The organism is Mycolicibacterium arcueilense, from assembly GCF_058536225.1.
Genome location: NZ_JBZTYL010000007.1, coordinates 1,091,769 through 1,108,645 on the forward strand (window position 1 = coordinate 1,091,769; position 16,877 = coordinate 1,108,645).

General features: G+C 65.9%; 15 protein-coding genes. 8 read left to right on the forward strand and 7 right to left on the reverse strand.

Features of this window, described 5'->3' with window-relative positions; translation table 11 throughout:
• The first annotated feature begins 88 nt into the window (after window positions 1-88).
• The 3 genes from AC4LGL_RS09480 to AC4LGL_RS09490 are packed head-to-tail and all read left to right on the forward strand — an operon-like array spanning window position 89 to window position 3,793.
• Window positions 89-1,108 (forward strand): NAD-dependent epimerase/dehydratase family protein, encoded by a 1,020-nt coding sequence (locus AC4LGL_RS09480; protein WP_491838485.1) that lies wholly within the window; start codon window positions 89-91, stop codon window positions 1,106-1,108.
• On the forward strand, window positions 1,105-2,721 hold the full coding sequence (locus AC4LGL_RS09485) for a flavin-containing monooxygenase (RefSeq protein ID WP_491838486.1): 1,617 nt from the start codon (window positions 1,105-1,107) through the stop codon (window positions 2,719-2,721). Before AC4LGL_RS09480 ends, AC4LGL_RS09485 begins: the two co-directional genes overlap by 4 nt.
• On the forward strand, window positions 2,714-3,793 hold the full coding sequence (locus AC4LGL_RS09490; protein WP_491838487.1) for an alpha/beta hydrolase: 1,080 nt from the start codon (window positions 2,714-2,716) through the stop codon (window positions 3,791-3,793). Before AC4LGL_RS09485 ends, AC4LGL_RS09490 begins: the two co-directional genes overlap by 8 nt.
• On the opposite strand, the gene AC4LGL_RS09495 is transcribed toward AC4LGL_RS09490, so the two are convergent.
• Window positions 3,776-4,384, reverse strand: a complete 609-nt coding sequence (locus tag AC4LGL_RS09495; protein ID WP_491838488.1) for a TetR/AcrR family transcriptional regulator — start codon at window positions 4,382-4,384, stop codon at window positions 3,776-3,778. The genes AC4LGL_RS09490 and AC4LGL_RS09495 overlap by 18 nt on opposite strands.
• 68 nt (window positions 4,385-4,452) lie before the next feature.
• Here AC4LGL_RS09495 and AC4LGL_RS09500 point away from each other — a divergent pair, with 68 nt between their 5' ends.
• The 3 genes from AC4LGL_RS09500 to AC4LGL_RS09510 are packed head-to-tail and all read left to right on the forward strand — an operon-like array spanning window position 4,453 to window position 6,948.
• Window positions 4,453-5,499 (forward strand): phosphotransferase, encoded by a 1,047-nt coding sequence (locus AC4LGL_RS09500; RefSeq protein WP_491838489.1) that lies wholly within the window; start codon window positions 4,453-4,455, stop codon window positions 5,497-5,499.
• Window positions 5,496-5,873, forward strand: coding sequence for a nuclear transport factor 2 family protein (locus AC4LGL_RS09505; protein WP_135359825.1), 378 nt, complete (start codon window positions 5,496-5,498; stop codon window positions 5,871-5,873). Before AC4LGL_RS09500 ends, AC4LGL_RS09505 begins: the two co-directional genes overlap by 4 nt.
• A 28-nt stretch (window positions 5,874-5,901) precedes the next feature.
• Entirely contained in the window at window positions 5,902-6,948 is a 1,047-nt protein-coding gene (locus AC4LGL_RS09510) for a TIGR03857 family LLM class F420-dependent oxidoreductase (RefSeq protein ID WP_491838490.1), read from the forward strand.
• A gap of 47 nt (window positions 6,949-6,995) precedes the next feature.
• On the opposite strand, the gene AC4LGL_RS09515 is transcribed toward AC4LGL_RS09510, so the two are convergent.
• Complete coding sequence (locus AC4LGL_RS09515; RefSeq protein ID WP_491838491.1) at window positions 6,996-8,492, reverse strand: acyl-CoA carboxylase subunit beta; 1,497 nt, start codon at window positions 8,490-8,492, stop codon at window positions 6,996-6,998.
• A 156-nt stretch (window positions 8,493-8,648) separates the two neighbouring features.
• Here AC4LGL_RS09515 and AC4LGL_RS09520 point away from each other — a divergent pair, with 156 nt between their 5' ends.
• Together AC4LGL_RS09520 and AC4LGL_RS09525 are read left to right on the forward strand one after the other, a co-directional pair.
• Window positions 8,649-9,704, forward strand: coding sequence for an LLM class F420-dependent oxidoreductase (locus AC4LGL_RS09520; RefSeq protein ID WP_491838492.1), 1,056 nt, complete (start codon window positions 8,649-8,651; stop codon window positions 9,702-9,704).
• Window positions 9,701-10,930: a cytochrome P450 gene (locus AC4LGL_RS09525; protein WP_491838493.1), complete on the forward strand. Its 1,230-nt coding sequence runs from the start codon at window positions 9,701-9,703 to the stop codon at window positions 10,928-10,930. The genes AC4LGL_RS09520 and AC4LGL_RS09525 overlap by 4 nt, the downstream gene beginning before the upstream one ends.
• A 68-nt stretch (window positions 10,931-10,998) precedes the next feature.
• Here the strand turns inward: AC4LGL_RS09525 and AC4LGL_RS09530 are convergent, their stop codons facing one another.
• The 5 genes from AC4LGL_RS09530 to AC4LGL_RS09550 form a co-directional block, all read right to left on the reverse strand.
• On the reverse strand, window positions 10,999-12,285 hold the full coding sequence (locus AC4LGL_RS09530) for an amidohydrolase family protein (protein WP_491838494.1): 1,287 nt from the start codon (window positions 12,283-12,285) through the stop codon (window positions 10,999-11,001).
• Window positions 12,286-12,377: 92 nt separating this feature from the next.
• Window positions 12,378-12,515, reverse strand: a complete 138-nt coding sequence (locus AC4LGL_RS09535) for a CstA-like transporter-associated (seleno)protein (protein ID WP_491838495.1) — start codon at window positions 12,513-12,515, stop codon at window positions 12,378-12,380.
• Entirely contained in the window at window positions 12,515-14,821 is a 2,307-nt protein-coding gene (locus tag AC4LGL_RS09540) for a carbon starvation CstA family protein (RefSeq protein WP_491838496.1), read from the reverse strand. Before AC4LGL_RS09540 ends, AC4LGL_RS09535 begins: the two co-directional genes overlap by 1 nt.
• 114 nt (window positions 14,822-14,935) lie before the next feature.
• Window positions 14,936-16,459: an ATP-dependent DNA ligase gene (locus AC4LGL_RS09545; RefSeq protein WP_491838497.1), complete on the reverse strand. Its 1,524-nt coding sequence runs from the start codon at window positions 16,457-16,459 to the stop codon at window positions 14,936-14,938.
• A gap of 21 nt (window positions 16,460-16,480) precedes the next feature.
• Window positions 16,481-16,861, reverse strand: a complete 381-nt coding sequence (locus AC4LGL_RS09550) for a GatB/YqeY domain-containing protein (protein WP_491838498.1) — start codon at window positions 16,859-16,861, stop codon at window positions 16,481-16,483.
• Between the last annotated feature and the right edge of the window lie 16 nt (window positions 16,862-16,877).

Below are 16,877 nucleotides of genomic sequence, written 5' to 3' on the forward strand. Positions count from 1 at the left end.
ATCTCCCCGTTTCTGACCCATTCTCGGGACGCTACTGAAAGCGTTACCGTAACATCGATCGCTGATTGCCGATTGGGATGGAGTGGTGATGGATCGCCGGCGAAAAGTACTGGTCATGGGCGCAAGCGGAAACGTGGGCGCCTGCGTCACCCGCCAGCTTGTCGAGCGCGGTGACGACGTGCGGGTACTGCTGCGACGGAGCAGTTCGACGAAGGGTATCGACGGCGTCGAGGTGGAACGCTGCTACGGAGATATCTTCGACACCGAGGCGGTGGCTGCTGCGATGGCCGACCGCGACGTGGTCTTCTACTGCGTCGTTGACACTCGCGCCCATCTGGCCGATCCCACGCCGCTTTTCAACACCAATGTCGAGGGCCTGCGCAATGTCCTCGACGTCGCGGTGAATGCGGACCTGCAGCGTTTCGTGTTCCTCAGCACCATCGGGACGATCGCCGTCGGTGACGACGGGGCAACCGTCGACGAGGACACCCCGTTCAACTGGGGAGGCAAGGGCGGGCCCTACATCGAATCCCGCCGTCAGGCCGAAGATCTGGTGCTGTCATATGCGCGCGAGCGCGGACTGCCGGCCGTCGCGATGTGCGTGTCCAATCCGTACGGTCCGCCCGACTGGCAGCCCAGGCAGGGCGCGCTCGTCGCAATGGCAGCGTTCGGACAGCTACCGGTCTATGTCAGAGGCGCGGGTTCGGAGGTGGTCGGGATAGATGACGCAGCCGATGCCCTCATTCGGGCCGCGGACCGGGGCCGGATCGGTGAGCGCTACATCGTCTCCGAAAGGTATATGTCGCAGCGGGAGATGTTCACCGCGGCCGCGCAAGCGGTCGGTGCCCGACCGCCCAGATTCGGAATTCCCATGGCTCCCCTGTATGCCTTCGGGTGGTTGGCCGGTTTGTCGAATCGATTGTTCGGCACCGATTTCCCGATGAACCTCACGGCGGCGCGGCTGATGTGGCTGACCTCGCCGGCTGACCACGGCAAGGCCACCCGCGATCTGGGTTGGGAACCCGCTCCTACCGCTGAATCGATCGGCCGGGCAGCACAGTTCTACGTCGACCGGAAGAGCCGCAACGAAAAGGTCATCGATCTGTGAGCGCCACCGATTTCGATGCGATCGTCGTCGGCGCCGGATTCTCCGGGCTGTACGCGCTGCATCGGCTGCGAGAACAGGGCCTGCGGGTGCGGGTCCTGGAGAAGGCCGATGACGTCGGCGGCACCTGGCTGGTCAACCGGTACCCGGGTGCCCGCTGCGACATCGAGAGCATCGAATACTCCTACAGCTTCAGCGATGAGATCCAGCAGGAGTGGGTCTGGACGGAGACGATGCCCGCCCAGCCCGAGATCGAGGCATATCTGAACTTCGTCGCCGACCGGCTGGACCTTCGCCGCGACATCGCCTTCGGTACCGAGGTCGTGGCGATGACCTTCGACGAAGGTACCTCGCACTGGACGGTCACCACTGCCGACGGCCAGGCGCTGCGCACACCGTTCGTGGTCGCAGCCACCGGAATCCTTTCGGTGCCACTGGAACCCGACATCCCCGGAATGGGCCGCTTCACCGGCACCTCGCTGTACACGAGTCACTGGCCGCGCGAGGGTGTCGACCTCGCCGGCAAGCGCGTCGGGGTGATCGGCACCGGCTCCACCGGGGTACAGCTCATCCCGGTGGTGGCGGGGCAGTGCGAACATCTCACGGTGCTCCAGCGGTCCCCGGCGTTCACTCTGCCGTGGCAGGTTCGGTCCTTCGAACCGGGGGAACTCGATGCGCTCAAGGCTGACTATGCGGCCATCCGCGCTGCGCAGCGGGAACACCCGGTCGGGGCGGCGCGGCTCAGTGCGTTCTCGGTGCTGCTCGAGATGCTGGTGCGGCCGCCGGTGAAAGCCGCTTCACCCGAGGAGAAACGACGCGCGGTCGAGGAAAACGGCGTGATGGGCGCGCTCAATTGGGGCGATGTCTTCTTCGACATCGACGCCAACCGGATGGCCACCGAACTCTACGGCCAAGCCGTGGCCCGCATCGTCTCAGATCCGCAGACCGCGGCGTCGCTGACACCGAGCCACCCGTTCGCGTGCAAGCGGCCCATCATCGATCAGGGCTACTACGAGACGTACAACCGGGACAACGTCACGCTGGTCGATCTGCGCCAGGGCGCCATCCGTGAGGTGACGGAGACCGGGATCTCCACCGAACAAGGTGACTTCGACCTCGATGTGATCGTGTATGCCACGGGATTCGACGCCATGACCGGCGCGTTGAGCCGGATCGACGTGCAGGGCCGCGACGGCATGGTGCTGGGGGAGTACTGGTCCAAGGAGGGCGCGCTGTCCTATCTGGGCGTGGCGGTGGCCGGCTTCCCGAACCTGTTCACCATCCAGGGACCGGGAAGTCCCTCGGCGGCAACGAACTTCGTGGCAGCCCTGGAACAGCATGTGGAGTGGATCGCGGACTGCATCGGGTACCTGAGGTCCGCTGGGCGCCGGACCATCGAGGCGACGCCGCAGGCGCAGGTCGACTGGGTCGAGCACACCACGGCGCTGGTGGAACCCACGGTGCTGATGGACCCGAGCTGCAACTCCTGGTACAACGGCGGCAACGTGCCCGGCAAGAAGCGGATGTATCTCGGCTACACCGCGGGCATCCCCGAATACCGGCGCCGCTGTGACCAGATAGCCGCCGACGGGTACACGGGATTCACCATTGCATAGGGCGGTCCGGATCGCGTGGGAGCTCGGAGGCGTGGTGCCGCGCTCGGTGGGTGCGCTCGCCGGGCAATGGAACCCATTGTCGGTCACCGGTCTGCGTCAACTCGGTGAGGTCACCCTTGACGAGCTCGTCGTCACCGGTATGACGCTGACCGGTCCACCGCCGCAGCTTCCGCGCCCATTGGGTGAATACCAGTGGGCAGCCGACGAACTGGGCGTACTTGGTATCGACGCCGCGCACCCGCCGCCAGATGCTCTGCAGGTCAAACACATCCGGCCACGCAGATTCGGCGCGCTGACGTTCGAGGAGCTCGTCTTCGACCACGAACCCGCACTGCCCGCCTCGGTGCTGGCCGACGGGCACGGCGGCGTTGGCACGGCAAGGGCCCGGCTGTACCGGTGCGGAGACGACGCGCGGCCATGGCTGATCTGGGTGCACGGGGCGGGTCAGGGCGATCCCATGGACCTCCTCGTCGCCCGGGTGCGCCGCCTGAGCGACCTCGGCTTCAACGTCGCCTTACCCGTGCAGCCGGGACACGGGCCGCGGCGCCGGTCCTGGCCGGAGTACCCGGCTCGGGATCCGCTGGCCAACGTGGCCGGCATGATGCGAGCGGTGTCGGAGGTACGGGCTCTGATCGGTTGGCTCGAACCGCAGGCATCCTCGATCGCGGTGGCGGGCTTGTCACTGGGCAGCGCGGTGGCGGCGCTGGTGTCGCATCTCGACGCTCGGGTCGACGCGGTGGCCCTCTACACGCCGATCCTCGGCCTCAACACGATGATCGGCATGCACCTGGGACGTTGGGGATCGGCGGGCCAGCAATCGGCGCACCAGCTGCAGTCAGCGACGGTGGCCGCGATGACCTCCGTGATCGACCCGCTGCGTACCCGACCGTGTGCCGAGCGACGTCTGATCGTGGGCGCCTGGCATGACCGGATGGCGATGCGCAGTTCGGCCCTGGCGATGCACGAGCAATGGGGCGGCGAGCTCCACTGGCACGACGGCAGCCATGTCGGGCACCTGTTCTCCGGTGCGGTTCAGGATGCGACGGCGCGGTTCTTAACGACCGTAGCTTGACGTGATCCGGGTTCGCACGCAGTTGATCTCGTGGCCGAGATCGTGGTCCTCGGGTAGGACCACCCACTGGAAGGCGATCCCGAAGATGGATCCGGTGATGTCCCGCAACGCGATGTCGACGTCGATGTCGGGCCGGAGGGAACCATCGGCGATACCGGCGCGCAGACCGGCTTCGATCTTGACGGCTGCCCCGGCCAACTGGGTGCGGACGCCGTCGCGCAGCGGTGACGTGGTCTTCACCGCTTCGAATGCCGACACGAACATGGCCCTGGTCACCGCGGCATCCTCGGCATGAATTTCCTGCACGCGGTCGAAATGCGCGAGCACCTGCTGCAGCCCGGTGGCGCCCGGCTCGGGATCGGGGTTCAGCCGTGTCACGTACACATCCTGGAAGGCATCGAGGATGGCATCCTTGCTGCCGTAGCGGGCATGCACCATGGCTCGGCTATATCCCGCCCGCCGTCCGATCTCGGCGGCAGTCGTTGCTTCCCAGCCCTTTTCGACAATCAACTCAGCGGCAGCCTGCAGCAGCCGGCGCGAGGACTGTTCCACGCGCTCCGGCTGGGTGAGGCCCTGGGCGGGGGACGGCACCCTTGCATATTAGACGGTCGACAACTAACTTAGTTGTTCAGCGTCAAATTTGTGTGCGGAGGTCGATGATGACATCAGTCGCAGTGCCGGTTTCCGGACCGGTGCCCACGGGCATCGAGGAGGTGACCGCGTCCTGGTTGACCGAGGCGCTGGGCACGAAGGTGACGGCGGTGCGGGCCGAGCGGATCGCGCTGGACACCGGCTTCTCCGCGGCGTTGTATCGGATTCATCTGAACGGATCCGATGATGTCCCTGAGACTTTGATCGTCAAACTGCCCGCCGACTCCCTGGCGCGGGGCGGGATGGAGATGCTCGGCGGCTACCAACGTGAGCTGTACTTCTACCGGCATGTCGCGCCAGATGCGCCCATCGCAACACCGCACTGCCACGTCGCGCGGATGTCGGGACCCGACTTCGTGCTCGTGCTCGAAGATCTACGGGACTGGGAGAACGCCGACCACCTGGCCGGGCTGTCGCTACCGCGCGCCCAACTCTGCATTCAGCAGCTGGCCGGCCTACACACCTGGTCGGCCGGTGTCGATGAGGCTGTACTGCAGGAGTTCCCGAGCATTGACAGCACGTTGACCCGGGACCTGTTCCTGCCCGCTTTTGCTCCTGGTTGGCAGCTCTACCGGGACCATACCCGTCAGCAGGTGCCTGCGGCGGTCGCCACGTTCGCCGAACGATTCGCCGATCTCGCGCCCACCGCACTTTCCGTTCTGTCAGAACGGAACATGTTGCTGCACGGAGATATCCGCGCTGACAACATGTTCTTTCACGAGGATGCGCTCAAGGTGGTCGACTTCCAGCTGTCGGTCCGCGGTGCGGGTGCGGCCGATATCGCGTATCTGGTCAGCCAGGGTCTGCCGACCGAGGTGCGTCACGGTCGGGACGAGGAGCTGCTGCGTGAGTACGTCAGTCAAGTTGCCGGGTACACGTTCGACGAGGCGTGGCGGCATTACCGTTTCGCGACCGCGCTGCTGCTGTACATGCCGGTGGTCGCCCTGCTCACCTGGGATGTGGCGCCCGAGCGGTCCCGGCAGCTGTGCCTGACGCTCATCGACCGGGCCGTCGCGGCGATCGAAGACATCAACGCACTGGAGGTCTTTGCGTGACCGTTCGCACTGCGCGGGAAGTCGTCGAACAGTACAACTGGGTGGTCTGGAACGAGAAGGACTTCGCCCTTGCCGATGAACTGTTGGGAGAGAACGTCATCCGCCACGATGTGGGCGAGGCGAAGGTGCTCACCCACGAAGAGGCGGTGAACAGGGTGATCGATCACTGGGCGATGTTCGAGACGATCCGGTTCGACCTCAACCTGGTCGTCGCCGGTGACGACGGCGAGCATGTGGCGATCGTGTACGAATCCCCGATGACGTTCCCCGACGGTAACGCCATGACGGTCAGCAGCATGGAGATCTTCCGGGTGGTCGACGGCCGCATCACCGAGGTGTGGAACTGTGGTTACAAACAAGGAGTTTGGGCATGACCGACGAGCGCTTGCGCGAGGAGCCGAAATGACCGACCGATTCCTGGACGAACTCGGCTACTACCTGCTGGCCGGTGCCGGCGGTGAAGGCCCGGCGACGTTGATGGATGAGGCACGCCGCGGCGAGGAACTCGGCTTCGGCACCGCATTCATCTCGGAGCGGTGGAACGTCAAGGAAGCCTCGTCGCTCGTCGGCGCGGCCTGCGCGGTGACCGATCGGATGCAGATCGCGACGGCGGCGACCAATCACAACACCCGCCACCCCCTGATCACCGGATCGTGGGCCACCACGATGCACCGGTTGTCCCGGGGCCGATTCACCTTGGGCATCGGGCGCGGCGTGGCGGCCATGTACAACGCGTTCGGGGTTCCCGCGGTGACCACCGCTCAGATGGAGGACTTCGCCCAGGTCATGCGCAAGTTGTGGCACGGCGAGGTGGTGTTCAATCACGACGGCCCGATCGGCAAGTATCAGGTGCTGTTCCTCGATCCCGACTTCAACGAGGACATCCGGTTGGCAATCGTGGCCTTCGGCCCGCAGACCCTGGCGCTGGGTGGGCGGGAGTTCGACGACGTCATCCTGCACACCTACTTCACCCCCGAGACGCTGCAACGCGCGGTCAAGACCGTCAAAGAAGCCGCCGAGCAGGCCGGCCGCGACCCCGACAGTGTGCGGGTGTGGTCGTGCTTCGCCACCGTGGGTGATCACCTGCCCGAGGAACTGCGACTGAAGAAGACCGTGGCCCGGCTCGCCACCTACCTACAGGGCTATGGCGACCTGTTGGTGAGCACCAACGGCTGGGATCCGGCCGTGCTGCAACGCTTCCGGGAAGACTCCGTCGTCACCTCGATACCGGGCGGCATCGACCACAAGGCCAGTGCCGAGCAGATCGAGCACATCGCCACGCTGATCCCCGACGAGTGGTTGGAGCCGTCGGCCACCGGATCGGCGAGCCAATGCGTGGACCGCATCCGCAAGGAGTTCGACTACGGTGCCGACGCCGTGATCATGCACGGGGCCACCCCCGACGAGCTCGAGCCGATCGTCACCGAGTACCGGGCCACCAAGGAGTGACCCGGCGAGCGGTCTCCCGCAAGCGGGGGACTGCTCGCCGGTAGGGGTTATGGCGTGATCAGGGTGCGGGACACCGGTTCGGCGACTGCCTGACGGCTGAAGATGCCGTGCTGCAGGGTGACCAACAGGGCGTTCCGCGTCTCCTCCGGGGAGATGAGTTCGTCGAAGCCGAGGTGGCCTGCCGACCGGAACGATGCCTCGAGTTCCATCCGCTTGAGCACCTCGGTGTAATCCTCGCCGGCATGGGTGGCGGCGCTGAGCGCCGCCGCACCCATCGCCCCCATGGTCGCGCCGGGATAGGCGAACGTGGCCACCTGATCGTCGAAACCCAGCAGCGACATGACCATCGAGCCGAAGCCGAAAGCCTTGCGCAACGTCACGTGCAGTTTGAGGGTGGTGGCGGCGGTCTGGGCGGCGAACATCCGCGCCCCGCTGCGCAGCACGCCGCTGCGTTCGGACTGGCTGCCCGGCAGCATGCCGGGATTGTCGGCGAGGAACACGATCGGCAGGTGGAACGAGTCGGCCACGGTGATGAAATGCGCTGCCTTGTCGGCGGCATCGGCATCGATCGAACCGGCCATCACCTGTGGCTGGTTGGCCACCACCGCGACCGGATAGCCGCCCAGATGGGCCAGCGCACAGATGATCGCGCGGCCGAATTTCGGTTGTACCTCGAACCAGTCTGGCCGGTCGAAGATCTCGTCGATCACGGCGCGCATGTCGTAGATCTGGCGGTTGTCGCGGGACACGATATCGAGAATCTCCGGGGTGGGTCTCGGGTCTGCGGTGTCGTCGGCAAGCCGCGTCGGCGGGTACGACCATGCGCTGGACGGGAAATACGACAGGTAGCGCCGGATGTCGTCGATGACCGTCTCGTCGTCCTCGGCGTAGTTGTGGATCACGCCGCTGGCCAGTGCCACGCTCGGGCCGCCGAGATCCTCCTTCGAAATGTCCTCTCCGGTGGACTCTTTCACCACCGGGGGACCGGCGGTGAAGATCGCTCCTTGATGGCTCATGATGCTGAAGTCGCACACCGGGGCCACCAGGGCACCGTGGCCGGCGGACGGGCCGAGGATCGCCGATACGGTGGGCACCTTTCCCGAGCATTTCGCCTGGGCGATCAGATCGGTCGGGGTACGTCCGTAATGCTCACCGCTGGGGCGGAAACCCGCTCCCTCCAACAACATCACGAGTGGAATCTTGTTGCGCAAGGCCAACTCGGCGAGCCGATACCGTTTGGCGTTTCCGCCCGGGCCGATACTGCCGGCCAGCGTGGTGAAGTCCTCGGCGCCCACCACCACCGGTGTGCCGTCGATGCGGCCAGCGCCGGCGACGAGGCCATCGGCGGCGATGTCGCCCCCGACCAGCGTCCCGAACTCCTGAAAAGTGCCGGGATCCAGCAGCCGCGCGATCCGCGCACGGGCGTCGAGCTTGCCCTTGCCGTGGTGCTTGGCCAACCGCTCGGGACCACCCATGCCGTGGGTGTGCTCGCGTCGACGAGCCAGGTCCTCGAGCGTTTCCTTCCACTCCGGGTCGTTCGTCATGCCGGCGTCCTTGTCATGCCACTGTCCTCACTCGTCGCGCAGTGCCCTAGGGGCCTCAGCGTACCGCCGTTGACCATACTGAATTGCTTACTGTAGCGTCGATGAGGTGATCGGGTTGCACATGGTCGGACACGGTGGCAAAGGCGCGTACAGGCGATGAGTGACCCGGTTCCCCGCGACGTCAAGATCGATCGAGGCGTCCCCAGTCGGATGGCCGATGTCCCGGGCCTTGCACGCGAGATCGAGGCGAGCGGTTACGACGGGTGCTGGACGGGCGAGATCAATCACGACCCGTTCCTGCCACTCGCACTCGCAGCCGAGCACACCGAACGGATCCAGATCGGCACCAGCATCGCGGTGGCTTTCGCCCGCAATCCCATGACCATGGCTCAGCTGGGTTGGGATCTGCAGACCTATTCGGGTGGACGCTTCATCCTTGGCCTGGGCACCCAGATCCAGCCGCACATCGAGAAGCGTTTCAGCATGCCGTGGAGTCACCCGGCGCGCCGGATGCGCGAGTACATCGAAGCGCTGCAGGCGATTTGGGAATGTTGGCGCGACGGCACCAAGTTGAGGTTCGAGGGCGAGTTCTACACCCACAAGATTATGACGCCGATGTTCACCCCAGAACCGTCGGCGCTGCCGTTCCCCAAGGTGTTCCTCGCCGCCGTCGGTGAACTGATGACCGAGGTGTGCGGTGAGGTGGCCGACGGGCTGCTGGCGCACGCGTTCACCACGCGGCGCTATCTGGACGAGGTGACCGCGGCCGCGTTGCAGCGCGGCATGGACCGCCGCGGGCGCGACCGTGGTGACTTCGAGCTGTCCTGCCCGGTCTTCGTCGTCACCGGCGCCGACGAACAGGAGATGGCCGCGGCGTCGGTCGCCACCCGCAAACAGCTCGCGTTCTACGGTTCGACACCGGCGTACCGCAAAGTCCTCGAGCTGCACGGCTGGGGTGACCTGCACACCGATCTGCACCGGCTGTCGTTGGCCGGCCAGTGGGACGCGATGGGCGAGCTCATCGACGACGAGGTGCTCGACACGTTCGCCGTGGTCGCGCCGATCCCCGAACTGGCCGCGGCATTGCGGCGCCGTTGCGACGGCGTCATCGACCGCGTGCTGCCAGGCTTTCCCGCCGCTGTGTCCCCGGAAACCGTCAACGCGGTGCTGCAGGAGTTTCGCGAATGCCCGCCAGTGAGGAGCAACGTATGACCGTCCGCACGATCGACGAGGTCGCCAAGAAGTTCGCCAATCCGTCGGCGTATGCCGACGAGGCGGCCTTCCATGCGGACCTGGCCCACCTGCGGGCCAACGCCCCGGTGTCCTGGGTTGAGGTGCCCGGCTACAAGCCGTTCTGGGCCATCACCAAGTACAACGACATCATGGACATCGAGCGCGCCAACGACGTGTTCACCAACTCGCCCCGCCCTGTCCTGATGACGTCCGAGAACGACGACAACCAGGCTGCCGTCGGGGTGCGCACCCTGATCCACATGGATGACCCCGAGCACCGCGTGATGCGGGCCATCGGGGCGGACTGGTTCCGCCCGAAAGCCATGCGGGCGTTGAAGGTACGCGTCGACGAGCTGGCCAAGATCCACGTGGACAAGATGCTGGCCGCCGGTGGCGAATGCGACTTCGTCCAGGAAGTGGCGGTCAACTATCCGCTGTACGTGATCATGTCCCTGCTCGGGGTGCCCGAGGCCGACTTCCCGCTGATGCTGAAGCTGACGCAGGAGCTGTTCGGCAGCGACGATGACGAATACCAGCGCGACTCCGGGGACACCATGTCCGCCCTGCTGGAGATGTTCCAGTACTTCACCGCGCTGACCGCCTCGCGGCGGGAGAACCCCACCGACGACCTGGCATCGGCAATTGCCAACGCCCGCATCGACGGTGAGCCGCTCAACGACATCGAGACGGTGTCCTACTATGCGATCGTGGCGGCCGCCGGACACGACACCACGAGTGCCACGATCTCCGGCGGTATGCAGGCCCTGATCGAAAACCCTGACCAGTTGGCGCGATTGCAGGCCGATCCCGGCTTGATGGGTACGGCCACCGAGGAGATGATCCGTTGGGTGACGCCGGTGAAGGCGTTCATGCGCACCGCCGCGGTCGACACCACGGTGCGCGGTACCACGATCGCAGCAGGGGAGTCGGTGCTCCTGGCCTACCCGTCCGGCAACCGGGACGAAGAAGTGTTCACCGATCCGTTCCGGTTCGACGTCAGCCGCGATCCCAACAAGCATCTGGCGTTCGGCTACGGTGTGCACTTCTGTCTCGGGGCGGCGCTGGCGCGCATGGAGATCAACAGCTTCTTCAGTGAGCTTGTGCCACGGCTGGATTCGATGGAGCTGGCCGGCTCTCCCGCGCACACCGCGACCACGTTCGTCGGCGGGCTCAAGCACCTGCCGGTGCGGTACACGCTCCGGTAGTGCGCGAAAACAACGAAAGGGCTGTTATCTGGGGGATAACAGCCCTTTCGTTTATGTCGGCGGCGAAATTACTCCGAAGCCGAGTTGCCTCGGGCCGCCGCGTGCAGCGCATCGCCGCGCGTTCCCTGCTCGTGGTGACTGAGCGCCTGAATCGAAACATCGTGGCCCTCAGCGGCTTTACGTAGAGCGCCGACGGTGGCCTGCTCCCGCGAGATGTGGGTGAACGGATCGAACGAGTACCAGCGCATGGCGTTCTCATGCGTCATCTTGTTGATCTCGTCGTCGGGGACGTTGTTCTCGGTCAGCACATCCCACAGTTCCTCGGGCGCTCCCGGCCACATCGAGTCGCTGTGTGGATAATCGGCTTCCCAACTGATGTTGTCGATGCCGATCCTGTCGCGCAACGCCACGCCGACCGGATCGGAGATGAAGCAGGTCAGGAAGTGCTCACGGAACACCTCGCTGGGCAGCTTGCCGCCGAAGTTCTGATGCGTCCAGGTCGAGTGCATCTCGTAGGTGCGGTCGACCCGCTCCAGGAAATATGGAATCCAGCCCGTGCCGCCCTCGGACAACCCGATCCTGAGATCCGGGTAATCCTTGATGGGCTTGGACCACAACAGGTCCGCGGCGGCTTGCACGATGTTCATCGGCTGCAGGGTGATCATCACGTCCAGCGGCGCGTCGGGGGCGGTAATGGCCAGCTTGCCCGACGATCCGATGTGCACGTTGAGCACGGTGTCGGTATCGCACAACGCCTTCCACAGCGGGGTCCAGTAGTCGTCGTGGAAGCTCGGGTAGCCCATGGCGGCCGGGTTCTCGGTGAAGGTCAGGGCGTGCACGCCCTTCTTCGACACCCGGCGCACCTCTTGGGCGCACGCCTCGGCGTCCCAGATCACCGGAAGTGCCATCGGGATGAAGCGAGCGGGGTAGGCGCCACACCATTCGTCGATGTGCCAGTCGTTGTAGGCCTGCACCAGCGCCAGGGAGAACTCGGGATCCTCGGTGGCGAACAGCCTTCCGGCGAAGCCCGGGAAAGACGGGAAGCAGATGGAGCCGAGGATGCCGCCGGCGTTCATGTCCTTGACCCGCTCGTCGACGTTGTAGCAGCCCTTGCGGATCTCGTCGAGGCCCTGGGGTTCGAGGCCGTACTCCTCTTTGGGGCGGCCGGCGACCGCGTTGAGCGCGACGTTGGGGATGACGATGTCGCGGAACTGCCAGGTGTCGCTGCCGTCGGGGTTGTGCACCAGGCGTGGTGCCTCGTCGGCGTATTTCTTGGGCAGGTGGTTCTTGAACATGTCAGGTGGTTCGACGATGTGATCGTCCACGCTGATCAGGATCATGTCGTCTTTATTCACGAACGCGCTCCATTCACGACGGCCTTACCGTAATAGCAACAGTTTAGACCGTGCATCGCCTCCTGGGCCAGGCGATCAGCAGATTCGCCGGGTCAGCAGCAGCGCGCCCCTGGATTGGCCTCCGTGTTGCGGTGCCGCATCTTCCAATAGTCGCGCTCGGACAGCACCGGCTGGTCCGGGTGCGTCCGCTCCCGATGCGCTACGTAGCGCCGGTAGTGGTTGTCACCCATCAATGTTGACCAGTACCAGCCGATGTGGCGTGCGGCCTGGCGTGTGCTCCGGGTAAGGCGTCCCACTGCTTCTGCACCTCCTTCTCGACCTGGGTGGGGATCAGTCCCGACGGGGCGAAGATTCGCGACGGAACCTCCTCATCCACGGCCAGCGGCCTGGCGGCGCCGCGCAGCGCCTGCAGCGCCATCACCACCCCTGCGATGAACACGATCAGCACCAGTACCGCGAACACCACCGACAGGGTGCCCTGGATGAAGGTGTTGCGGATGACGGCGTCGATCTGATCGGGGGTCTTCGCTGCGCCGAACGTCGACTTTCCGGCCTCCTGGGCCGCGACATATTGCGAATGCTGCTTCCAGTAACCGACTTTCGGGTCGGCGGAGAAGATCTTCTGCCACGATGCCGTCATCGTCACCGTCAGGTCCCACAACAACGGAAGCCCCGGTATCCAGGCCCACTTCACCAAGCCGCGTTTGATCACCACAACGGTGACCACCGTCAACGCGATCGCGGCCAGCAGCTGATTCGCGATGCCGAACAGCGGGAACAAGGTGTTGATGCCGCCCAGCGGATCCGTCACACCCATCAGCAGGATGGAACCCCACGCGGCGACCACGATGATCGAGCAGGCCCACGCGCCGACGCGCCAGCTGGGATCGCGCAACTTCTTCAGCGGCCCACCGAGATTGCCGAGGCCGTCCGACAGCATGAACCGGGCCACCCGGGTGCCGGCGTCGACCGTGGTGAGGATGAACAACGCCTCGAACATGATCGCGAAGTGATACCAGAAGGCCTTGAGGCTCTCTCCGCCGAACACCTGGTGGAGCACCTCGGACATGCCGAACGCCAGGGTGGGGGCGCCGCCGGTGCGCGACACGATCGACTGCTCGCCGACGCCGTCGGCGGCCGCGGTGATCTCCTGGGCCGTCATGGGCTGACCGGACAGGCCAAGGCCGTTGACGTAATCGGCCGCGGTCTGCGCGGTGGTGCCGGTGGCCGCCGTCGGCGCATTGATCGCGAAATACAGGTGCTGGTTGAGGATCGCGGCGGTGATCAGGGCCATGATCGCGACGAACGATTCGGTGAGCATGCCGCCGTAGCCGATCAGCCGCATCTGGCTTTCCTTCTCCAGCAACTTGGGCGTGGTGCCCGAGGAGATCAGCGCGTGAAAGCCCGACAGTGCACCGCACGCGATGGTGATGAACAGGAACGGGAACAACGAGCCGGCGAACACCGGGCCGGTGCCACTGGCGGCGAACTGCGAGATCGCGGGTGCCTGCATCACCGGCCGGGCGATCAGGATGCCGAGGGCCAGCAGGGCGATGGTGCCGACCTTCATGAACGTCGACAGGTAATCGCGCGGGGCCAGCAGGAACCACACCGGCAACACCGAAGCGGCCAGGCCGTAGATGATGATGCACCACGACAGGGTGACCTTGGAGAGCGTGAACCAGTCAGCACCCCAGTCGGTTTCGGCGACCCAACCGCCGGAGATCACCGCGAGCAGCAGGAGCGCGACGCCGATGAGGGACACCTCCGACACCCGTCCGGGGCGGAAGAAACGCAGATACAGACCCATGAAGATGGCGATCGGGATCGTCATCGCGATCGAGAACACGCCCCACGGGCTCTCGGCCAGTGCGTTGACCACCACCAGGGCCAGCACCGCCAACAGGATCACCATGATCACCAGCACGCCGACGATCGCCGCCACGCCACCGACCACGCCGAGCTCGTCGCGTGCCATCTGCCCCAGCGAACGGCCGCGGCGGCGCACCGAGATGGACAGCACCAGATAGTCCTGCACGCAGCCGGCCACCACCGCGCCGATGATGATCCAGATGGTCCCCGGCAGATAGCCCATCTGCATGGCCAGCACCGGGCCGACCAGCGGCCCCGCTCCGGCGATCGCGGCGAAGTGATGACCGAACAGCACGCGCCGGTCGGTCGGCATGTAGTCGGTGCCGTTCTCGAAAAGCTCTGCCGGGGTGGCATTGTCGTCGCGCGGCCGGACGATCTTCATCTCGATCAGCCGGGCGTAGAACCGGAAGCCGATCACATAGGTGCAGATCGCGGCGATCACGAACCAGACCGCGTTGACGGTCTCACCGCGGAAGAAGGCGATGACTGCCCAAGCGACTGCGCCGAGCACCGCGACCGTCGCGAAGATCGCCTTGTGTTTGACGGTGATCGGAGAGCGGTCGATGATCGCCACCGGCGGAAGGTCTTTGTCGGTGCGGATATAGGTGATGTCGCCGTCGTGGTCCTCGATGCGATCCGCCGGTGGGGCATCCGGTGTTGCCACGGTCTCTCCTTGCTCGCCCAGTGTCGTACGCGTCGGGTGTGATCTTTTCATCGAGCCAAACCGCACGGCATCGAATCCCGGTTTCCGCACCCTAACCAGGTGAACGGCGCCGCGTCAGGTGAGGAAGGCGCGCACGGTGTCGATCGTGTCGGCTTCGTCCGGGGTTTTGTCGTCGCGATAGCGCAGGACCCTGGCGAACCGCAGCGCGACACCGCCGGGGTAGCGGCTCGACCTCTGGACGCCGTCGAAGGCGATCTCGACGACCTGCTCGGGCCGTACGGTGACCACCCAGCCGTCGTCGTCGACCTGCAGTTCCCGGAAGCGCTCGGTCTGCCACGCCAGCATCGCGTCGGTCATGCCCTTGAAAGTCTTGCCCAGCATCACGAACCCACCGGTGTCCGGATCCCGTGCGCCCAGATGGATGTTGGACAGCTTGCCGGTGCGGCGGCCCGACCCCCATTCCACCGCCAGCACCACCAGATCCAGGGTGTGCACCGGTTTGACCTTGAGCCAGCCGGCGCCGCGGCGGCCGGCCTCATACGGTGCCGTCGGCGACTTCGCCATCACGCCCTCATGGCCGGCGGCCAGGGTGCGGTCCAGGAAGTCCTGCGCGACCGCGCCATCTGAGGTGACGACGCGGTCGACGCGCCGGTCCTGCGGTACCAGCGCATCGAGTGCAGTCAGCCGCTGCTCGGTGGGCAGGTCGAGCAGGTCCTGGCCATCGATGTGCAACAGATCGAAGAAGAACACCGACAGCGGTTCGAGGTCGTTTGCGGTCTTGCGGCCGAACCGGGCGGCCGTAACCTGAAACGGCTGCGGGCGCCCGTCAACCCGCAGCGCGATGGCCTCCGCATCGGCGATCAGATCGGTGGCAGGAAGTGCCAGTGTCGCCGCGACCACCTCGGGCAGTCGGTGGGTGACGTCGTCCAGGCTGCGGGTATAGACCGAGACCTCCGAGCCGCTGCGGTGGATCTGTACGCGCGCGCCGTCCAGCTTGGCCTCGAGAACCGCTGTACCGCCGAGCCGTTCGAGCGCGTCGGCGACACCGGTCGCGGTCTGTGCGAGCATCGGCCCGACCGGGCGGCCGACCTGCAAACTGAACTCGGCCAGGGCGGCCCGGCCACCGGTGAGCGCCGCTGCGGCCACCGCGGGCAGGTCACCGGCGAGCATCGCCGCCCGCCGGACCTCGACCGCCGGGACACCGGATGCTCGGGCCACCGCGTCGGCCATCACGCCCGCCAGGGCGCCCTGCCGCAGCTCGCCGCCCAGGAGCCGCCGGAGGAACGTCTGCTCAGTGTCGGTGGCCGCCGCGAAAAGGTCGCGCACTGAATCGGCGCGCAGCGCCTGAGAGCCCTTGCCCGCGATTCCTTTGATGTCGGTGAATGCAGTGTCGACGCCGGTGACGGTCAATGAAGGGATCTCCGCCGGCGTCGGGAGCGAGCGCAACGCCGCCCAACCGACCCCGATCTGGCGTTGGGGGAGTTCCCCGGACAACCAGGACACCGTGACCGCGACCGTGCGGCCGTCCCCGTCCGTGGCGGCCACCGACAACAGGGCGGCGATGCGGTCGATCTTGGCCAGGCGCGCCGAGGATCCCGCGATGTCGGCGGATGCGGCAGCGACGTCAGCGAGCAACACGCCCTCAGCGTGCCACGGAGCTCAGACAACCTCCGGCGCTTGGCCGAGCACCCGAGTCAGGACCGCGGCCTCCGACTGCAGCTCCGATGCCCGTTCATGATGCCCGTTGGCGATGTATTCGTTTGCCGCCGAGAGTCGTTCGTCGACCTCGGCCTGAATGAGGTCGCGCACCTCCTCGTCGCTGAGCACTCGGCGCGCCACCTCCGTGGAGCCGACACCCGACACCGCGCCGGCGATCGTTCCGCCGATGCGGGTATCGGTCTGATCGGCCTGCGGTGTCTCGGCGTTGTCGATGGCGCTCAACGCCGACCGGATCGCGGCCGTGCTGATGGTGTCGCGGGCCTTGCGTGCCGACAGCAGGGACTCGCGGAGTCGGTCGCGCCAAAGTTCTGCCGGGGTCATGGCGGACGAACTTAAC

Excerpts from the sequence above, each read along its gene's own strand:
- AC4LGL_RS09480 (WP_491838485.1), top strand. The coding sequence starts at position 89 with ATGGATCGCCGGCGAAAAGTACTGGTCATGGGCGCAAGCGGAAACGTG.
- AC4LGL_RS09500 (WP_491838489.1), top strand. The coding sequence starts at position 4,453 with ATGACATCAGTCGCAGTGCCGGTTTCCGGACCGGTGCCCACGGGCATC.
- AC4LGL_RS09510 (WP_491838490.1), top strand. The coding sequence starts at position 5,902 with ATGACCGACCGATTCCTGGACGAACTCGGCTACTACCTGCTGGCCGGT.
- AC4LGL_RS09515 (WP_491838491.1), bottom strand. The coding sequence starts at position 8,492 with ATGACGAACGACCCGGAGTGGAAGGAAACGCTCGAGGACCTGGCTCGT.
- AC4LGL_RS09520 (WP_491838492.1), top strand. The coding sequence starts at position 8,649 with ATGAGTGACCCGGTTCCCCGCGACGTCAAGATCGATCGAGGCGTCCCC.
- AC4LGL_RS09525 (WP_491838493.1), top strand. The coding sequence starts at position 9,701 with ATGACCGTCCGCACGATCGACGAGGTCGCCAAGAAGTTCGCCAATCCG.
- AC4LGL_RS09535 (WP_491838495.1), bottom strand. The coding sequence starts at position 12,515 with ATGGGTGACAACCACTACCGGCGCTACGTAGCGCATCGGGAGCGGACG.
- AC4LGL_RS09550 (WP_491838498.1), bottom strand. The coding sequence starts at position 16,861 with ATGACCCCGGCAGAACTTTGGCGCGACCGACTCCGCGAGTCCCTGCTG.